The following is a 14,202-nucleotide window of genomic DNA, read 5'->3' on the forward strand; positions in this document are numbered from 1 at the left end:
TTCTCTCCATTCTTACGCTCGCCATCCTATTGCTCGACCTTGAGTGCGCTTTCGTGCCAGTTGCGCAGCACCCGGTCCGACAGCCACACCATCAGCGCGAACAGAATGATCCCGGTGAGAGTGATCAACCCCAGGGCGGCGAACATACGGGGAATATTCAGGTTGTAGCCGGACTGCAGAATCAGATAGGCGAGGCCGGCCTGGGTGCCGCCGGTGCCGGCCACGAATTCGGCCACCACCGCGCCGATCAACGCCAGGCCGGTGCTGATGCGCATGCCGCCGAAGAAGTACGGCAAGGCGCTGGGGATACGCAGGCGAATCAGTTGCTGCAGGCGCCCGGTGCGATACATACGGAACATGCTGAGCAGGTTCGGATCGACGCTGCGCAGCCCCAGGGTGGTGTTGGAAATGATCGGGAAGATGGCGATGATCACCGCGCACACGGTGAGCGCCCAGGTGGTGTCGTCGACCCAGATGATGATCAGCGGCGCGATCGCCACGATCGGCGTCACCTGCATCAGCACCGCGTAGGGGAACAGGCTTACCTCGATCCAACGGCTCTGCACGAACAACAGCGAGGCGGCGGTGCCCAGCACCACGGAAATGGCGAACGCCATCAGCGTCACCTTGAGCGTCATCAGCAGGCTGTGGAACAGCACCGCCCAGTCCGCCACGAACGCCTTGGCGATGTCCAACGGCCCGGGCAGGATGTACACCGGCGTGCCGGTGGCGCGCACCACCGCTTCCCACAACAACAGGAACACCACGCCCACGAACACCGGCGCGGCGATCTGCACGAATCGTTCGTTTTCCAGCAACGGGGATTTCATTATTTCGCCTCCTCGCCCTGGCGACTGGCCACTTCCAGTGCCTCGGACACGCGCCGGCAGTAACCGGCGAACTCGGTGGACACGCGGAATTCCTGACCGCGCGGATAGGGCGCCTCGATGGGCACGTCCTCGATCACACGGCCCGGACGGGCGGCCATCACCACCACCCGGTTGGACAGGTAAACCGCCTCGTACACCGAGTGGGTAACAAACACCACGGTCCAACCGTTGGCTTTCCACAGACGCAACAGATCGTCGTTGAGCTTGTTGCGGGTCATTTCATCGAGGGCGCCGAACGGCTCATCCATCAGCAGCAGGTTCGGCTCGGTAACCATGGCGCGGGCAATGGACACACGCATCTGCATGCCGCCGGACAACTCCCTGGGGTAGGCGTCGCCGAACTTGTTCAGGCCCACCATGTCCAGGGCCTGGTCGATGCGCTGTTCGGTTTCCGGGCCTTTCTCCCGGTTCAGGTCCAGGGGCAGGCGCACGTTCTTGCGCACCCGGGCCCATGGCATCAGGGTGGCGTTCTGGAACACGAAGGCCAGCTTGCGGCCCTTATGCCCGACCACGTTGTAATCCTGCTCCCACCAGCTCACCTTGCCGGCGCTCACGTCGCCGAGCCCGGCCATCAGTCGCAACAGGGTGGATTTGCCGCAGCCACTGGGGCCCAGCAGGCTGACGAATTCCCCTTCCTTGACGGTCAGGTTGACGCCCTTCAGCGCCACGGTACCGTTGCCGTAGACCTTGTCCACGTCGCGCACGGACACCACCGGCCGGCCGCCCACGGCGGGCCGGGTTTGTTGTTCGGTGCTCATCGGCACCACCACCTCGGGGCGGGTTGCTTTGACGTTTGTCACGACACTTCCTCCTTTGCGGCCGGGGCTCGGGCTGGCAGCTCGAGCCAGGACCCCTGGGTGTTCAGGCTGAGGGTCAGAATGCGGTAGTCGGCGGCGCGCACCGCGCCCGGGGCGCGGCCGCTGCCATCGTTGAGGGTATAGGCGGGATAGCAGGCGCCACTGACGCTCAGACGCAGCCGCTCGCCAGCGCGCACCAGAGCGCAGGTACCACGCAGATCCAGCCGCACCGGGCCGTTGCCACTGGCGCGGACATAACCCTGGGTGAGATTGCGGGCGCGACCGCCGGCGTCCACCACCGACAGCACCGCGCACAGATCAAAGCTGTCGGCGTCGGCGGCGGCATTGAGAGTCGCGCGCACCGGGCCGGCCAGTTGACGGTCGGCGCCGAGCGGCGCGCTGGTGTAGGTGAGCACGTCCGGGCGGGCGTCCACCACGGTGCGATCATGGATGCCGGGGGACGGCGCCAGATGGCCGCCCACCGCCGGTACCGGCCGCCACGGATCATGGATGATGGTGTCCACGGTGGCTTCGCCGGTCTCGCCGAGGCGGCCACCGTCCAGGTCGAACCCGGCACTGCCGTCGCTGGCCAGACACAAACGCTCCGTGGGCAGGCCGGCGTAATCCTCATAGGCGCGCCAGCGATTGGCGCCCAGGTCATAGAGCTGTACCGGAGGGTCGCTTTCCACGCCGGTGTCACGCTCCTTGAGGAAACGATCGAACCAGCGCAGTTGCAGGGTATCGATGGTGGAGCGGGCGGCGTCGCCGAGCCAGGCCTGGCCCACCGCCGGCGTCCACGGCAGGTGGGTCCAGGGACCCACCACCAGACGCTGGGGCGCGGCACCGGCTCGCAGGTGCTCGTAGGTGGCGAAGGTGCCGGTGAGGAAGCTGTCGAACCAGCCACCCACGTGCAGCGCCGGCAGATCCACCACCGGCAAGGTCCCGGCGGCGGAGCGCTCGGTCCAGTACTTACTGTCCAGGGGCTGGTCCAGCCAGTCACCGAAAAAGGTGCCCTCCAGCAATTCGCGCACCGCCGGCGAGGCCGGGTCGATCAGTTCATCGGCGGCCGGGTCGTGGCCCAGCCGGTAGCGCTGGGCGAAGCGGTCGTGGTGGCCGTCGCGGCGGTCGGTTTCCGCGCCCAGTTGGGCCGCCCAGGACAGGCTGTTCTGCAGACGCAGGGCGCCCCCCTCGCAGGCCCAGTCGCTGGCAAGCCGGAAGCCGGTCATGGCCGGCACGATGGTTTTCAGGGCCGGGTGCCCGCTGGCGGCGGCGAACAATTGGGTGACGCCCTGGTAGGAAAAGCCGTACATGCCCACCCGGCCGTTGCAGTCCGTCAGGCCGGCAAGCCATTCCAGGGTGTCCTCGCCGTCCCGCTGCTCGTTGACGAAGGGCTCGAACACTCCTTCCGAGGAGCCACGCCCACGCACATCCTGGATCACCACCAGATAGCCCTGTTCCGCGTACCAGGAAGGGTGGGCGTAGGTGACCGTGGAAGCGATACGACGCCCGTAGGGCTGGCGCATCAGCAACGCCGGGAACGGGCCCTCGCCGTCCGGGCGGTACACATCCGCGTCCAGACGCACGCCATCGCGGGTGCGCATGCTGATCACTTCCGGCATCGGCAGCCCGGCGGTCATGGGCCCGCTCCCCGCAACACGCGCAGATCCTCGGCATCCAGATGGTCGGGCACGCCATTGCGGATCAGCCGCGCGAAATTCTCGTCGGGCACCATTACCGTAAGAGTGTAGAGCCGCCCATCGCCAGTGTTTTCCACCACGTGCTCGGCGCCGGCGGGCACCACCATGGCGTCGCCCTTGCGCAGTTCCAGCCAGTCGTCATCACAGCGCGCCCGGCCTTCGCCTTCCAGCACGAAAAACAGTTCATCGGCGGCCTTGTGGGTATTGGGCGGCGTCAGCCCGCCCACGTCGAAGATCTCCACGCAGGCGATGAAATCCAGCTTTTCGTTGATCGAATCAAACATCACCACGAGCCGGTTGCTCTCGCCTTCCTTGATGCGGAAAGCCTCGAACTGCTCGGGGCGCTTGAAGAACGGCAGCATCAGAATGTCTCCAGAGCTGGAATCAGGTCCGCCGACAGGGCGGTGAAGCCGAAGATCTGGCGGGCGTTGTAAAGCGTGGCCTGCCAGCAGAAATCCGGGGAGGTGGTGGCGGTGCAGTCCTCCAGCAGAATGGTGTCGTAGCCGAGGAAGTTGGCGTCCGCCAGGGTGTGCAGCACGCACTGGTCGGCATTGACGCCAGCGAACAGACAGGTGCTGATACCGAGATTGCGGAGAATGGAATCCAGGGGCGTGTCCCAGAAGCCGCTCATGCGGAACTTGTCGACGCGGATGTCCTGATCGGCGATGTCCAGATCATCGATCACCGCGGCGCCCCAACTGTCTTTCTCCAGCACCGGCGCGCCGGTGCCCGGCACCGGGTCACCGAGGCCCACGTCCCGGCCACTGCCGTTGTAGACGTGGCGCAGCGCCGGCGAGATGTTCATCAGATCCTTGCGGTTGCCCCAGTTCACCCAGATCACCGGCACGGCGGCACGACGCAGGGCGGGCAGCAGGGTTTGCAACGGTGCCACCGGTCGGCGCGCCGGCGTGGTGTCCACGCCGATGTGATCCAGCCAGCCACCAGGGGTACAGAAATCGTTCTGCATGTCGACGACGATCAGCGCCGTGCGATTCAGGTCGAGTACCAGGGATTTGGGCGCGGCCGGCACGTCAACGGGACGCGGCGCCGGTCCGCGGCGGCTAAGGTCGGCGACCTGGTCGCTGACCCGCCACTGGCCGCCGGGCCGGGGGCCCAGCGGTAGAAGTTCGGGGTGATGGTGCGTGGTTTGATCGCTCATCTCTACTCGGCCCCTTCACTGCGAAATCACTGCGAAATAGCCCGTGAGGCGGGACCCTGGGGCGGCGACGCAGAGGGACGCCGCCACCCCAAGGCAACGCGAACGGTTAGAACTTGAAGCGGGCGCCCACGCCGTAGGTGTCGCCATCGCCAAGGTCGTCGATGTCGTCGTTCATGAAGTTGGCGTAAACGTCGAACTGGTCGTTGATGATCCAGTCGTAACCCACGGTCCAGGTGTTACGCTCGGTGTCGATGTCACCCTCGAAATCGGAGCTGGCGTAGGAGGCCAGTACCGAGCCCGGGCCCACCGGAATGTCCACGCCACCCTGGTAGGTATCCACGTCCACGCTGCCGGTGGTGGTGTCGGTGTCCAGGCTGTGGAACATGCCGTAGACCTTGATCACCTGGAAGTCATAGCTGGCGCCCACCAGGTAGGCGTCCTGATCGGTGACGGAGAAAACACCGCCGCCAATGGCAGCCAGACCACCGCTCTCGCCGAAGCCCGGGCTGTCGCCGCTGTTCAGGGCACCCTGCTTCACGGAGTGAGCCGCCGCGGTGAGCATCAGGCCACCGTTGCGATACACCAGGTTGCCACCGAATTTGTTCTCGGAGTCCTCACCCTCTTCCTCGCCGAAGGCGTAGGTCACGGTGGCGGTCAGGCCGCTCATGTTCGGGGAGGTATAGCTGACACCGTTGCTCCACCCGGAGTCACCCACGGTGGCGCCATAGTTGCCGCCCTGGTAGGAATGCAGGATCGCCGGCGAGAACACGAAGGAGCCGCCAAACGGGTTGGAGAAAATCACCGGCAGGAACATGGGCGCTCCCACACGACCGGCGGAGAAGGTACCCAGATCACCCTTGACGCCAATCTGCGCGGCGCGGGCGAAGAACTCGTCGCCGTTGTAGCGGCCATCGTCACCGGTGTCCGGGCGCAGGAACATTTCCGCCTTGGCGAACGCCTGGGTGCTCTCGTTAAGGTCCGCGGTGGCGCTGAAGCCAACGAAGGAAGTGGTCATGCCGCCGGCGTCCAGCACCTTGGAATCGTCTCCGGCCACGGCGCTTTCCCGGCTGCCGGCGAACAGATCAAGCAAACCGTAGAAGTCCACTTCAACATCCGCGCAGGCCATGCCACTGGCGCCCATCAGGGTGGCGGCCCCCAAAGTCTTAGCAACCTTTCTGTTAAGTTTCACGTGCTTTCCTCTCTGAAAAGTGGGGAGGCACCCGCGCGTCGGTAGCGAATTCCGAACCGCGCCAAAGGCGACCTCGATCCACCGGTATGGCCGGTGTCCCCCGGATTCGCGTCGTCTTCCCGAACGACCACGAAACCCTCTTGCATCCGACGCCACCACATCCCGTGGCGGCGACTCGTCGGGCATGGCGGCTCGGCCGCGGCATGCCGTTATCCTGTGCACCGGACTGGCAAAACCCAGCCTTGCATACACGATAAGCCTCTACTTTCAAGATGCGTGCCAGCCGCTCGGCGGCGGCCTGAAAGGCACTACGGACGGGTGAACAGGACGTCAAACGGAGGGAAGGCAGTCGGCGGACCGGGTGTTTCCTGCCCGCTTTTGGGGCGAACCTGGAAATTTCGCCCTATGGGGGCGCGAGGAAAATACAAGAGCGGGGACAGAAAAAAGCCGTGCCAGACGGGGCCATGGGCGCCCGCCGGGCCCGGCGAACGGAAAGGAAGCGGTGAAAATTCAACCTTTCACACGTGTTTTTGTATACAAAATAACGAAGCCACACCGAGACGCGGCCAGATGGAGAACCCACGCCAGGACTCAGACCGACGCCGCCGACTCATGCTCCTCGATCAGCCGTTCCATCATGCGCCGGATCACCAGCCCCGGCTTATCGGACTCCATGTGTTTTTCACCACGCGGGTCCAACGGCATGTCCGGGTCGGTGCTCTCCAGCACGTGCTTATCCTCCAGGGTCACCTTGCGGTCGAAGGCAAGCAGTGCTTCACGATCAAAACCGGTGCCGTCATCCTGCTGCAGGCAAAACTGCACCACCTGGGAACGGCCGTGATCGATGGGCACCTGGCAATTGACGATCACATGGGCCGGGCCGCCATCGGCGTAATTGATGCGCAGGCGGCACACGAAAGGCGCGAACCAGGAACAATCCAGAAAGCGCTCATTGGCGTCTTCCTGTGCATGGTGAGCCTGGGTTACCCCGAGCCGGCCCGTGTAGTGGAAGCCGCCCTCGAATTCCTCGATGCGCGCATCCCGGGCCACCAGATGCTCCGGGCTGCCGAAGGTACCCAAGTGCACATAACTGGGGTGGGCCATGTCCAATTCGTTCTCCATCACCCGCAGCCCCGCCACCTTCCATTCCTCGTAGAACTCCTGAATCAGTTCGAAGTCCGGCTCGCCGGCTTCCGGAATGGTCGGGATTTCGTAGATCGGATCCTCCAGGGCCACCCAGGCATAGCCATAACGGGTGTCACAATGAAACGCCCGCACCCGACGCTGGGGGCCCGGATCCCGGCCCGGCATCTGTGGTACGTGCACGCACTGGCCGGTGCGGTCGTACTGCCAGCCATGATAGGGACAGGCCACCCTGCCCTGACACACGTCACCCAGCGACAACTGCGCGCTGCGGTGGCAACAGCGGTCCTCCAGAGCGGCGGGAGCGCCATCCGGGTCCAGAAACAACACCAGCGGCTGCCCCAGCAGCACAAAACGACGCGGCCCCTCACGCAGATGGGCGAGCGGCATCACCGGGTACCAGAAACGTCGAAAGACGGGATGCTCCATGACATTCATCACGCGTTCTCCTCAATGGGCGGGCAGCGGCGGCGGCCGGAACGTCAGGCCAATCAGGAACGACGCCACCACCGACAGCAGCAAAAACAACATGGCCGCGGGAAAGCCGTAGCCGTCGCGCAGCACACCGAACACCAGCGGCCCCAGCGCGCCCATCAGCATGGCCAGCCCCTGCACCAGCGCCGACAGACGACCAGCCTCGGCGGGCGTCGCCGAGTAATCCAGCGGCAGGGTCAACGCCAGCGGAAAGGAACCGCCCAGCCCGACCCCGGCGATCACCGCCCAAAGCAGACCGCCGGGTTCGGGAGACCACCAGAAACCGGCCACGCCGATCATCAGCAGCCCCAGAGTGGCGGCCAACGCCGGCCGGCGGTCGCGCTGAAACTGGGCCAGCGGCGGCACCAGCAGAGCGCCAGCGATCTGGGCGCCGGTGAACACGGTCAGCAGCGCTGCCCCCTGAGCCTGGCTGTGGCCCTGGGCCACGTAGAACGGCACCAGCCAGGCCAGCAAGGACATATAGGCCACCGACCCGGTGCCCAGCAGCAGCGCCATGCGCCAGGCCAACGGATCGCGCCAGGGCAACACGCGGGCATTTTCACCCCGGGCGCGCTCAAGCCGTGCCGGCCAGAGCAAGGCGGCCAGCAGCGCCGGCAGCGCCCAGATGCCCAGCGCCAGCCGCCAGTCGCCACCGGCGCCGGCGGTCAAGGCCGGGGTGGCGGCGGCGCCGATAGCCGCCCCCAGATTCATGGCGGTGGTGAAAATTCCCATCATCAGCGCGGCACGCCCGGGGAAATACTGTTTCACCACCACCGGGATCAACACCTGCCCGCAGGCAATCCCCAACCCGCCCAACAGTGTGGCGGCGAACATCACCGCCGGATGCAGGCCCGCCCAGCGTGCGGCACAGCCCGCCGCCACCAGCCACAATGCCACGCGCATGCCAACGCCGATGCCCAGCCGGCCAATCAGCCAGCCGCCCACCAGCGCCACCGCGCCCATGCAGAAGGTGGGCAGCGCCGCCAGCAACCCGGCTCCGGTACTGCTCAACCCCAGATCCAGACGCACCGCCTCCAGACTCACGCCCAGGGAGGTCAACAAGGGCCGCAGATTGAGCCCGGCCACCACGATCATCACCGCGATCCAGCCCAACCCCACCGCCGGCGCCACCGACGGACTTTTCAATGCCGCCGACGGCGACTCAGTAGGTGGCATTCAGTCTTTCCATCAGGTGCTCACCGGCCCGGATCGGCGGATAGCGCGGCGGGTTATCCGCGTCCGCGCAGCTTTCAATGCAGCGGATTTCCGCGTCCGGATTCGGGTGGCAAAAGAAAGCAATGGAATAGCGATCCGGAGACCCCTCACCGGTGAACGGCGATACCCGGTGCGGCGTGGAGCAAAATACATGGTTGGTCCAGCGCTGCATCAGATCGCCGGTGTTGACCACCACGGTGCCGGGAATCGGCGGCGCGGTGATCCACTCGCCGTCCCGGGTGCGCACCTCCAGACCGCCGACGCCATCCTGAAACAACAAGGTGATGCTGCCGTAATCGGTGTGCGCGCCGGCGCGACGCTCGCCGCCCTGGGGCTGGAACGACCCGGGCAGCGGCGGGTAGTGAAGCAACCGCAGGGTATGATGGAGCTGATCATGGGTGTCGACGAAAAAACCGTCGGGCAAATGCAATGCCAGGGCGAAAGCGGCCAGCACCCGGTTGGACGCCGCCACGCAGCCTTCCATCAAATCCATCACCGTGGCGCGAAAGGCGGGCTGCCCCACTGGCCAGCGGTTTTCCCGATACGGGCGCTCCGCTTCCGACAGGCTATCCGGCGCCGCCTCGGGGCCGGCATTGAAGGCTTCCTTGAGATCGCCGGGCTTGCTCGCGTCCAGTCGCTCACGGCGCACCGCCACATAGCCCCGGTTGCTACTGGCGTTTTGCCAGGCCACGCCCATTTTCTCTTCATAGGGCAACGCGAAGAAGGAACGCGACGCCTGAAAGGAGCGGCGCAGCAGGGTCTCCGGCACGCCGTGATTGGACAGATAGAAAAAGCCCCAGTCAGCGCTGGCCTGGCGCATCGCCCGTGCCACCGCCTTGCGGTCCTCGGCGTCGCCGTGCAGGAAAGGCCCGAAATCAATCACCGGAATAGTGGCGACGTCGGCCTGTTTCGCTGAATCCATATGATTTCTCCCGGAACGCCCCCGCGCTCCTTCAGTTCAGTTCCGCCACCACCTCGGCGGCGCGCTCACGCAGAGCGGCCAGCTCCAGGCCCGGAATGGCGCCGTCGCGCACTCGCACCTCGCCGTCCACCAGCAAATGGCGCACCGAGGCGCTGCCGCCGCCGGCCACCGGCGCGATGGCCGGGTCGTGCATGCCGAAGTAGCGCGGCTGGTCCAGATCATAGAGCGCCAGATCGGCGGCGCGCCCCGGCGCCAGCTCACCGACCTGGTCGAGGCCGAGCACACGCGCACCGCCGGACGTTCCCCAATGGACCACGTCCTCCACGGTGACCGCGTCGGCGCCACCCAGGGCGCGATGGATCATCCAGGTGGTGTGCGCCTCCTGAATCATGTCGGCGGCTTCGTTGGAAGCGGCGCCGTCCACCGCCAGGGAAATCGGGATGCCGCGGGCGGCCATCTCCGGTACCCGGGCGATGCCGCTGCCCAGCCGGCAATTGCTTTGCGGGCAGTGGGCGATGCCGGTGCCGGTTTCCGCCAGGATCGGCAGCTCCGAATCGGCCACGTGCACCATGTGCGCGAACCAGACGTCCTCGCCCAGCCATTCGTTCTCGCCGCAGAATTCCACCGGCGTCATGTTGTGCACGTCCCGGCAGTACTCCACGTAGTTGAAGGTTTCCGACAGATGGCTGTGCAGGCGCAAACCCAGGGCACGACCGGCCCGGGCCAGCTCACGCAAGGTCGACGGGTCCACCGAGAAGGTTGGCGTGGTGGGCGCCATCACCACCTGGCGCATGGCGCGCGGGCCGCTTTGGTGATAGCGGGCGGCGAGTCGTTCCACGTCGGCCACGTAGGCGTCCAGGGTTTCCGATTCCAGGTCATTGGGGTAACCCGGGTGGCGACCCTGTTCGGTGGCGCCGCCCCGGCACAAGGTGAAACGCAGCCCCAGCCGCCCGGCCACCTCGAACAGCACATCGCCCATCTCGCTGTCGAGACCGCCGTAATAAATGTAATGGTGATCGGCGCAGGTGGTGGTGCCGGACAGCAACAGCTCCGCCAGCCCCACCTCCGCCGCCACTTCCAGATGGCGGTCGCGAATGCGCGTCAGGCGCGGATAGGGCACCGCGCCCAGCCAGCCGAACAGCGGCTCGTTGATGCCCTCCGGTACCGCCTTGAGCACACTCTGGAACAGGTGATGGTGGGTGTTCACCCAGCCCGGATAGATCACGCAGCCGCGGGCATCCAGCACTTCCTCGCCGGCCGCCGGGGTCAACCCGGCGGCCATTTCCGTGATCAGGCCGTCACGCACGCGGATATCCACGGCGCCGGCGCGGGCGGCGTCGCCCGCCCGGCCGGTCATCACCGCGTCCGCGCCCTGGATCAGCAGGTCGGTCACGACGCTTTCTCCTGCTTCACCGGAATGCGCGCGTGGTCGCTGCGCGCCTCGCTTTCGCCGAACCGTTCCAGCAGCGCCTTCATCATCTTGCGCATCACCATGCCGGGCTGATCCGAGGGCATGTGTTTTTCCTCGCCGCTGGCGGTGTCCAGGGGCACGTCGTAATCGGTGCTTTCCAGTACCCGCTTGTCTTCCTCGGTGACCTGGCGATCAAAGGCGATGATCTCCGCCTGCGGCGCATCTTCTTCCGTGTCACTGCGGAACGCCCACTGGCAGATCATGGAGTACTCGTCGTCGATGGGCGTGGCGTAGGTAACGATGGAGTGCACCAGGCCGTTCGGATAGCGGATGTTCAGGCGGCGGCCGAACGGCATGTACCAGTTGCTGGTCATGTGCCGCACGGTGGTGTCGCTGTCCATTTGCAGCAGCTTTTTCTGGGATTCCGGGTTGTTCACCGGCGCCTTGGTCTCGAAACGGAAGCCGTACTCGCCTTCCTCGATGTTCAGGTCGGCGGGAATCGGCTTGTCGAACTGGCCGAAGCTTTCCCGATGCACGAAGCTGAAATGGGCGTTGTCGAAGGAGTTCTCCATCAGACGCAGGCCGGCGGTGTGCCATACCTCATGGAACTGATGGAACATGCGATAGCCCGGCTCCTTGGCCTCCGGCATGTCGGGAATATCGGTAAGCGGTTCGCCCAGGCAGACCCAGACGTAGCCGTAACGCTCGTCGGCCTTGAAAGCCGGCACCTTGGCGCGGCCGGCGGGGCGGTCCGGGGTTTGCGGAATTTTCTTGCAGGCGCCGGTGCCGTCGTAGTTCCAGCCGTGGTAGGGGCAGACGATATTGTCGCCCTCCACCCAGCCCAGGGACAGTTTGGCGCTGCGGTGAGCACAGCGGTCTTCGGCGGCTTGCGGTTTGCCCTGGCTATCCAGCCACAGCACCAGATCCTGATTGAGCAGACGGAACGGTTTCGGGCCGTCATCGAGTTGCGCCATCGGAATCACGGGATACCAGAAACGGCGCAGGACGGGTTGTTGGGTTACTAGCATGGCTCATCTCCTATGGACGAGGCAGCCCCCGCCGAGAGCCTGTTCGCGCTCTTTAAGGCCGGCTTTTCCTCACTGTTGGCGGAAGGTTGAACGCGGCGCGGGCCTCCGCCATTCGGACCCGCGCCGGACATCAATAAGAAGCGGCGCGCCGGCTCACCAGGTAGTCGCCGGTGAGAATCGGCGGGTAGCGACGGGCGTTGTCGTCGCCCACGCACTGATCAAGCACGCGGATTTCCGCGTCGTTGTCCGGGTCGTTGAAAAAGGCCACCGAATAGCGGGCCCGACCGCCACCGGCGTGTTCGGGTAGACGCACGCGGTGCAAGGTGGAGCGGTACACATCGTTGGTCCAGCGGGCCATGATGTCGCCGGTGTTGATCACCACGCCGCCCGGCACCGGGTCCACGGGTACCCACTTACCGGCACCGTCGCGCACTTCCAGGCCACCAATGTCATCCTGGAACAGCAGCGTCACGCTGCCATAGTCGGTGTGTCCGCCGGCCCGCGCCTGGCCACGCTCGGCCTCGAACGCCGGCGGCAGCGGCGGATAATGGAGCAACCGCAGAATCTGGCTGTGGGTGCGATGGCGGTCGCGAAAGTAGCCGGGCTCGGTGCCCAGCCCCAGCTCGAACGCTTCCAACACCTGCATGGACAGATCCGACACCGCGGCAAAAAAGTCCTCCACCGTGGCCCGGAACGCCGCCTGCCCGGATGGCCAGCGATTAACGTGGCCGTACAGACCGGGCTCGCGAATCTGAAAGCTCTCTTTCAAGTCCGGCGCGCGCTTGACGTCCAGACGCTCCTTGCCCACCGCCACATAACCGGTGTTGGCATCGGTATCGTCGTAGGCGAAGGCGGCTTCCGCCTTGACCGCGTCCGGCAGCGCGAAAAAGTCACGCTGGGCCTGGAACAGCGTGGTCAACCGGGCCTCCGGAAGGCCGTGCCCCACCAGACACATAAAGCCCACGTCACGGGCGGCGCGGTCAACCGCCGCCACCACCTTGGCTCGCTCACTCTCGCCCCCCTTCAAGAAGGGCGCGAAATCGATCACCGGGACGCGGGTAACGCTCATGGCAACACCGGTTCCTCGGGCAGGAATTCCAGGGTATAGGCCTGCTTGTAATCCAGGTCCTCGGGCACCATGCCGGCCTTGGCCATGAAGTCGAAGGTGGCTTTCCAGCGCGCGTCGGTCATCACGCCCAGCCCCTTGGTCTTGGCGTCGCCACCGGCCACCAGGCCGTACTCCTTCATCTTCTCGATGCCGAAGGCGATCTGCTCATCGGTCATCTCCGGGTTGTCCTGTTTGATCAGTTCGTTGGCCGGCGCCGGGTTCTCGAAATAGCTCTTCCAGCCTTCCATGGAAGCCTGGACGAACTTGCGCAGAACCTCCGGCTGCTCCGCCACCATCTTGCGGGTGGTTTCCAGGGTCTGGGCGTAGGGCGGGTAACCGTATTCGGCGAACAGGAAGATCGACGGCGTCACGCCGCCTTTCTCCATGGCGTAGGGCTCGGACGTTACATAGCCCTGCTGCACCACGGACTTATCGGCGAGGAACGGCTGCACACTGAAGGTATAGGGACGGATCATGTCGTCGGTGAAACCATAGTTGGCTTCCAACCAGGGCCAGAACGTCTGCTTGGCACCGGAGAACACGTACACCGGATTGCCCTTGATCTCCTCCAGGGACTTCACGTGCGGGTGCGCAAGCAGCGCCTGCGGGTCGCTCTGGAACGGCGCGGCGATGGTCACCACCGGCAGATCCTGGACCAGGGATTTGATGTTGCGAATCGGATATCCCATGGTCACGTCCTGCTTGCCGGCCAGCAGCAGCTGAACGTTATTGACCTGCGGACCACCCATCTCGATGGACACATCCAGGCCGTACTTCTCGTAGATGCCGGTGGCCTTGGCCTGATAGAAACCGCCGTGCTCCGCCTGGGCAAACCAGTTGGTGCCGAACGTCAGCTCGGTGAGTTCCTCGGCGCCGGCGACGCCGGTGCCCAGCAGGCCCGCCCCCAGGACAAGCCCGGCCACGGTCCGTCGAACCCCCTTCCCGATGCCCTCGAAACGACTTTCTCGTGCCTTCTTCATGGTGCCAGCTCCATTATGTATACAGCTTGGTATCCAGTTCTGATGCCGATATCGACGCAAAGGCCGTGCCACCTTTGTGGGTATGGCCGGTTCCCTTGCAGGCCGGGACCTTACGCGCCCCGGCCCGGATTCCAGCGACGGCCAGGACGCGCCAGGTCGGTGCGTCCGGCCCGCTGTTGTGCACAAAAA

The 14,202-nt window shown here is 65.4% G+C and carries 13 protein-coding genes; all 13 read right to left on the reverse strand.

What is annotated here, in order from left to right:
* Positions 1–26: 26 nt before the first annotated feature.
* Positions 27–830: an ABC transporter permease gene (locus JF515_RS17910; protein WP_203105817.1), complete on the reverse strand. Its 804-nt coding sequence runs from the start codon at positions 828–830 to the stop codon at positions 27–29.
* Positions 830–1,690 carry an ABC transporter ATP-binding protein gene (locus JF515_RS17915; protein WP_338015249.1) on the reverse strand — a complete coding sequence of 287 codons (861 nt, stop codon included), beginning with the start codon at positions 1,688–1,690 and terminating at the stop codon, positions 830–832. Before JF515_RS17915 ends, JF515_RS17910 begins: the two co-directional genes overlap by 1 nt.
* Positions 1,687–3,324: a CocE/NonD family hydrolase gene (locus JF515_RS17920; RefSeq protein WP_203105818.1), complete on the reverse strand. Its 1,638-nt coding sequence runs from the start codon at positions 3,322–3,324 to the stop codon at positions 1,687–1,689. The genes JF515_RS17915 and JF515_RS17920 overlap by 4 nt, the downstream gene beginning before the upstream one ends.
* Positions 3,321–3,746: a cupin domain-containing protein gene (locus tag JF515_RS17925; RefSeq protein ID WP_203105819.1), complete on the reverse strand. Its 426-nt coding sequence runs from the start codon at positions 3,744–3,746 to the stop codon at positions 3,321–3,323. The genes JF515_RS17920 and JF515_RS17925 overlap by 4 nt, the downstream gene beginning before the upstream one ends.
* Complete coding sequence (locus JF515_RS17930) at positions 3,746–4,543, reverse strand: cysteine hydrolase family protein (protein WP_203105820.1); 798 nt, start codon at positions 4,541–4,543, stop codon at positions 3,746–3,748. Before JF515_RS17930 ends, JF515_RS17925 begins: the two co-directional genes overlap by 1 nt.
* Before the next feature lie 106 nt (positions 4,544–4,649).
* The gene (locus JF515_RS17935; protein WP_203105821.1) at positions 4,650–5,732 is read right to left on the reverse strand and encodes a porin; all 1,083 of its coding nucleotides are present in this window, start codon (positions 5,730–5,732) and stop codon (positions 4,650–4,652) included.
* A gap of 591 nt (positions 5,733–6,323) precedes the next feature.
* Positions 6,324–7,313, reverse strand: coding sequence for an aromatic ring-hydroxylating oxygenase subunit alpha (locus JF515_RS17940; RefSeq protein WP_203106115.1), 990 nt, complete (start codon positions 7,311–7,313; stop codon positions 6,324–6,326).
* A gap of 12 nt (positions 7,314–7,325) precedes the next feature.
* Positions 7,326–8,525: a CynX/NimT family MFS transporter gene (locus JF515_RS17945; RefSeq protein ID WP_203105822.1), complete on the reverse strand. Its 1,200-nt coding sequence runs from the start codon at positions 8,523–8,525 to the stop codon at positions 7,326–7,328.
* Positions 8,512–9,486 carry an isopenicillin N synthase family dioxygenase gene (locus JF515_RS17950; protein WP_203105823.1) on the reverse strand — a complete coding sequence of 325 codons (975 nt, stop codon included), beginning with the start codon at positions 9,484–9,486 and terminating at the stop codon, positions 8,512–8,514. The genes JF515_RS17945 and JF515_RS17950 overlap by 14 nt, the downstream gene beginning before the upstream one ends.
* 31 nt (positions 9,487–9,517) lie before the next feature.
* Entirely contained in the window at positions 9,518–10,879 is a 1,362-nt protein-coding gene (locus JF515_RS17955; RefSeq protein WP_203105824.1) for an amidohydrolase family protein, read from the reverse strand.
* Complete coding sequence (locus tag JF515_RS17960) at positions 10,876–11,925, reverse strand: aromatic ring-hydroxylating oxygenase subunit alpha (RefSeq protein WP_203105825.1); 1,050 nt, start codon at positions 11,923–11,925, stop codon at positions 10,876–10,878. Before JF515_RS17960 ends, JF515_RS17955 begins: the two co-directional genes overlap by 4 nt.
* A 130-nt stretch (positions 11,926–12,055) precedes the next feature.
* On the reverse strand, positions 12,056–12,994 hold the full coding sequence (locus JF515_RS17965) for an isopenicillin N synthase family dioxygenase (protein WP_203105826.1): 939 nt from the start codon (positions 12,992–12,994) through the stop codon (positions 12,056–12,058).
* The gene (locus JF515_RS17970) at positions 12,991–14,013 is read right to left on the reverse strand and encodes an ABC transporter substrate-binding protein (protein WP_203105827.1); all 1,023 of its coding nucleotides are present in this window, start codon (positions 14,011–14,013) and stop codon (positions 12,991–12,993) included. Before JF515_RS17970 ends, JF515_RS17965 begins: the two co-directional genes overlap by 4 nt.
* Between the last annotated feature and the right edge of the window lie 189 nt (positions 14,014–14,202).

The organism is Alloalcanivorax marinus, assembly GCF_016785095.1.
GTDB classification, from domain to species: domain Bacteria; phylum Pseudomonadota; class Gammaproteobacteria; order Pseudomonadales; family Alcanivoracaceae; genus Alloalcanivorax; species Alloalcanivorax marinus_A.

What these genes read in the sequence shown, in the direction of transcription:
- JF515_RS17910 (WP_203105817.1), bottom strand. Translation starts at nt 830, where the DNA reads ATGAAATCCCCGTTGCTGGAAAACGAACGATTCGTGCAGATCGCCGCG.
- JF515_RS17920 (WP_203105818.1), bottom strand. Translation starts at nt 3,324, where the DNA reads ATGACCGCCGGGCTGCCGATGCCGGAAGTGATCAGCATGCGCACCCGC.
- JF515_RS17925 (WP_203105819.1), bottom strand. Translation starts at nt 3,746, where the DNA reads ATGCTGCCGTTCTTCAAGCGCCCCGAGCAGTTCGAGGCTTTCCGCATC.
- JF515_RS17930 (WP_203105820.1), bottom strand. Translation starts at nt 4,543, where the DNA reads ATGAGCGATCAAACCACGCACCATCACCCCGAACTTCTACCGCTGGGC.
- JF515_RS17940 (WP_203106115.1), bottom strand. Translation starts at nt 7,313, where the DNA reads ATGAATGTCATGGAGCATCCCGTCTTTCGACGTTTCTGGTACCCGGTG.
- JF515_RS17945 (WP_203105822.1), bottom strand. Translation starts at nt 8,525, where the DNA reads ATGCCACCTACTGAGTCGCCGTCGGCGGCATTGAAAAGTCCGTCGGTG.
- JF515_RS17950 (WP_203105823.1), bottom strand. Translation starts at nt 9,486, where the DNA reads ATGGATTCAGCGAAACAGGCCGACGTCGCCACTATTCCGGTGATTGAT.
- JF515_RS17960 (WP_203105825.1), bottom strand. Translation starts at nt 11,925, where the DNA reads ATGCTAGTAACCCAACAACCCGTCCTGCGCCGTTTCTGGTATCCCGTG.
- JF515_RS17965 (WP_203105826.1), bottom strand. Translation starts at nt 12,994, where the DNA reads ATGAGCGTTACCCGCGTCCCGGTGATCGATTTCGCGCCCTTCTTGAAG.
- JF515_RS17970 (WP_203105827.1), bottom strand. Translation starts at nt 14,013, where the DNA reads ATGAAGAAGGCACGAGAAAGTCGTTTCGAGGGCATCGGGAAGGGGGTT.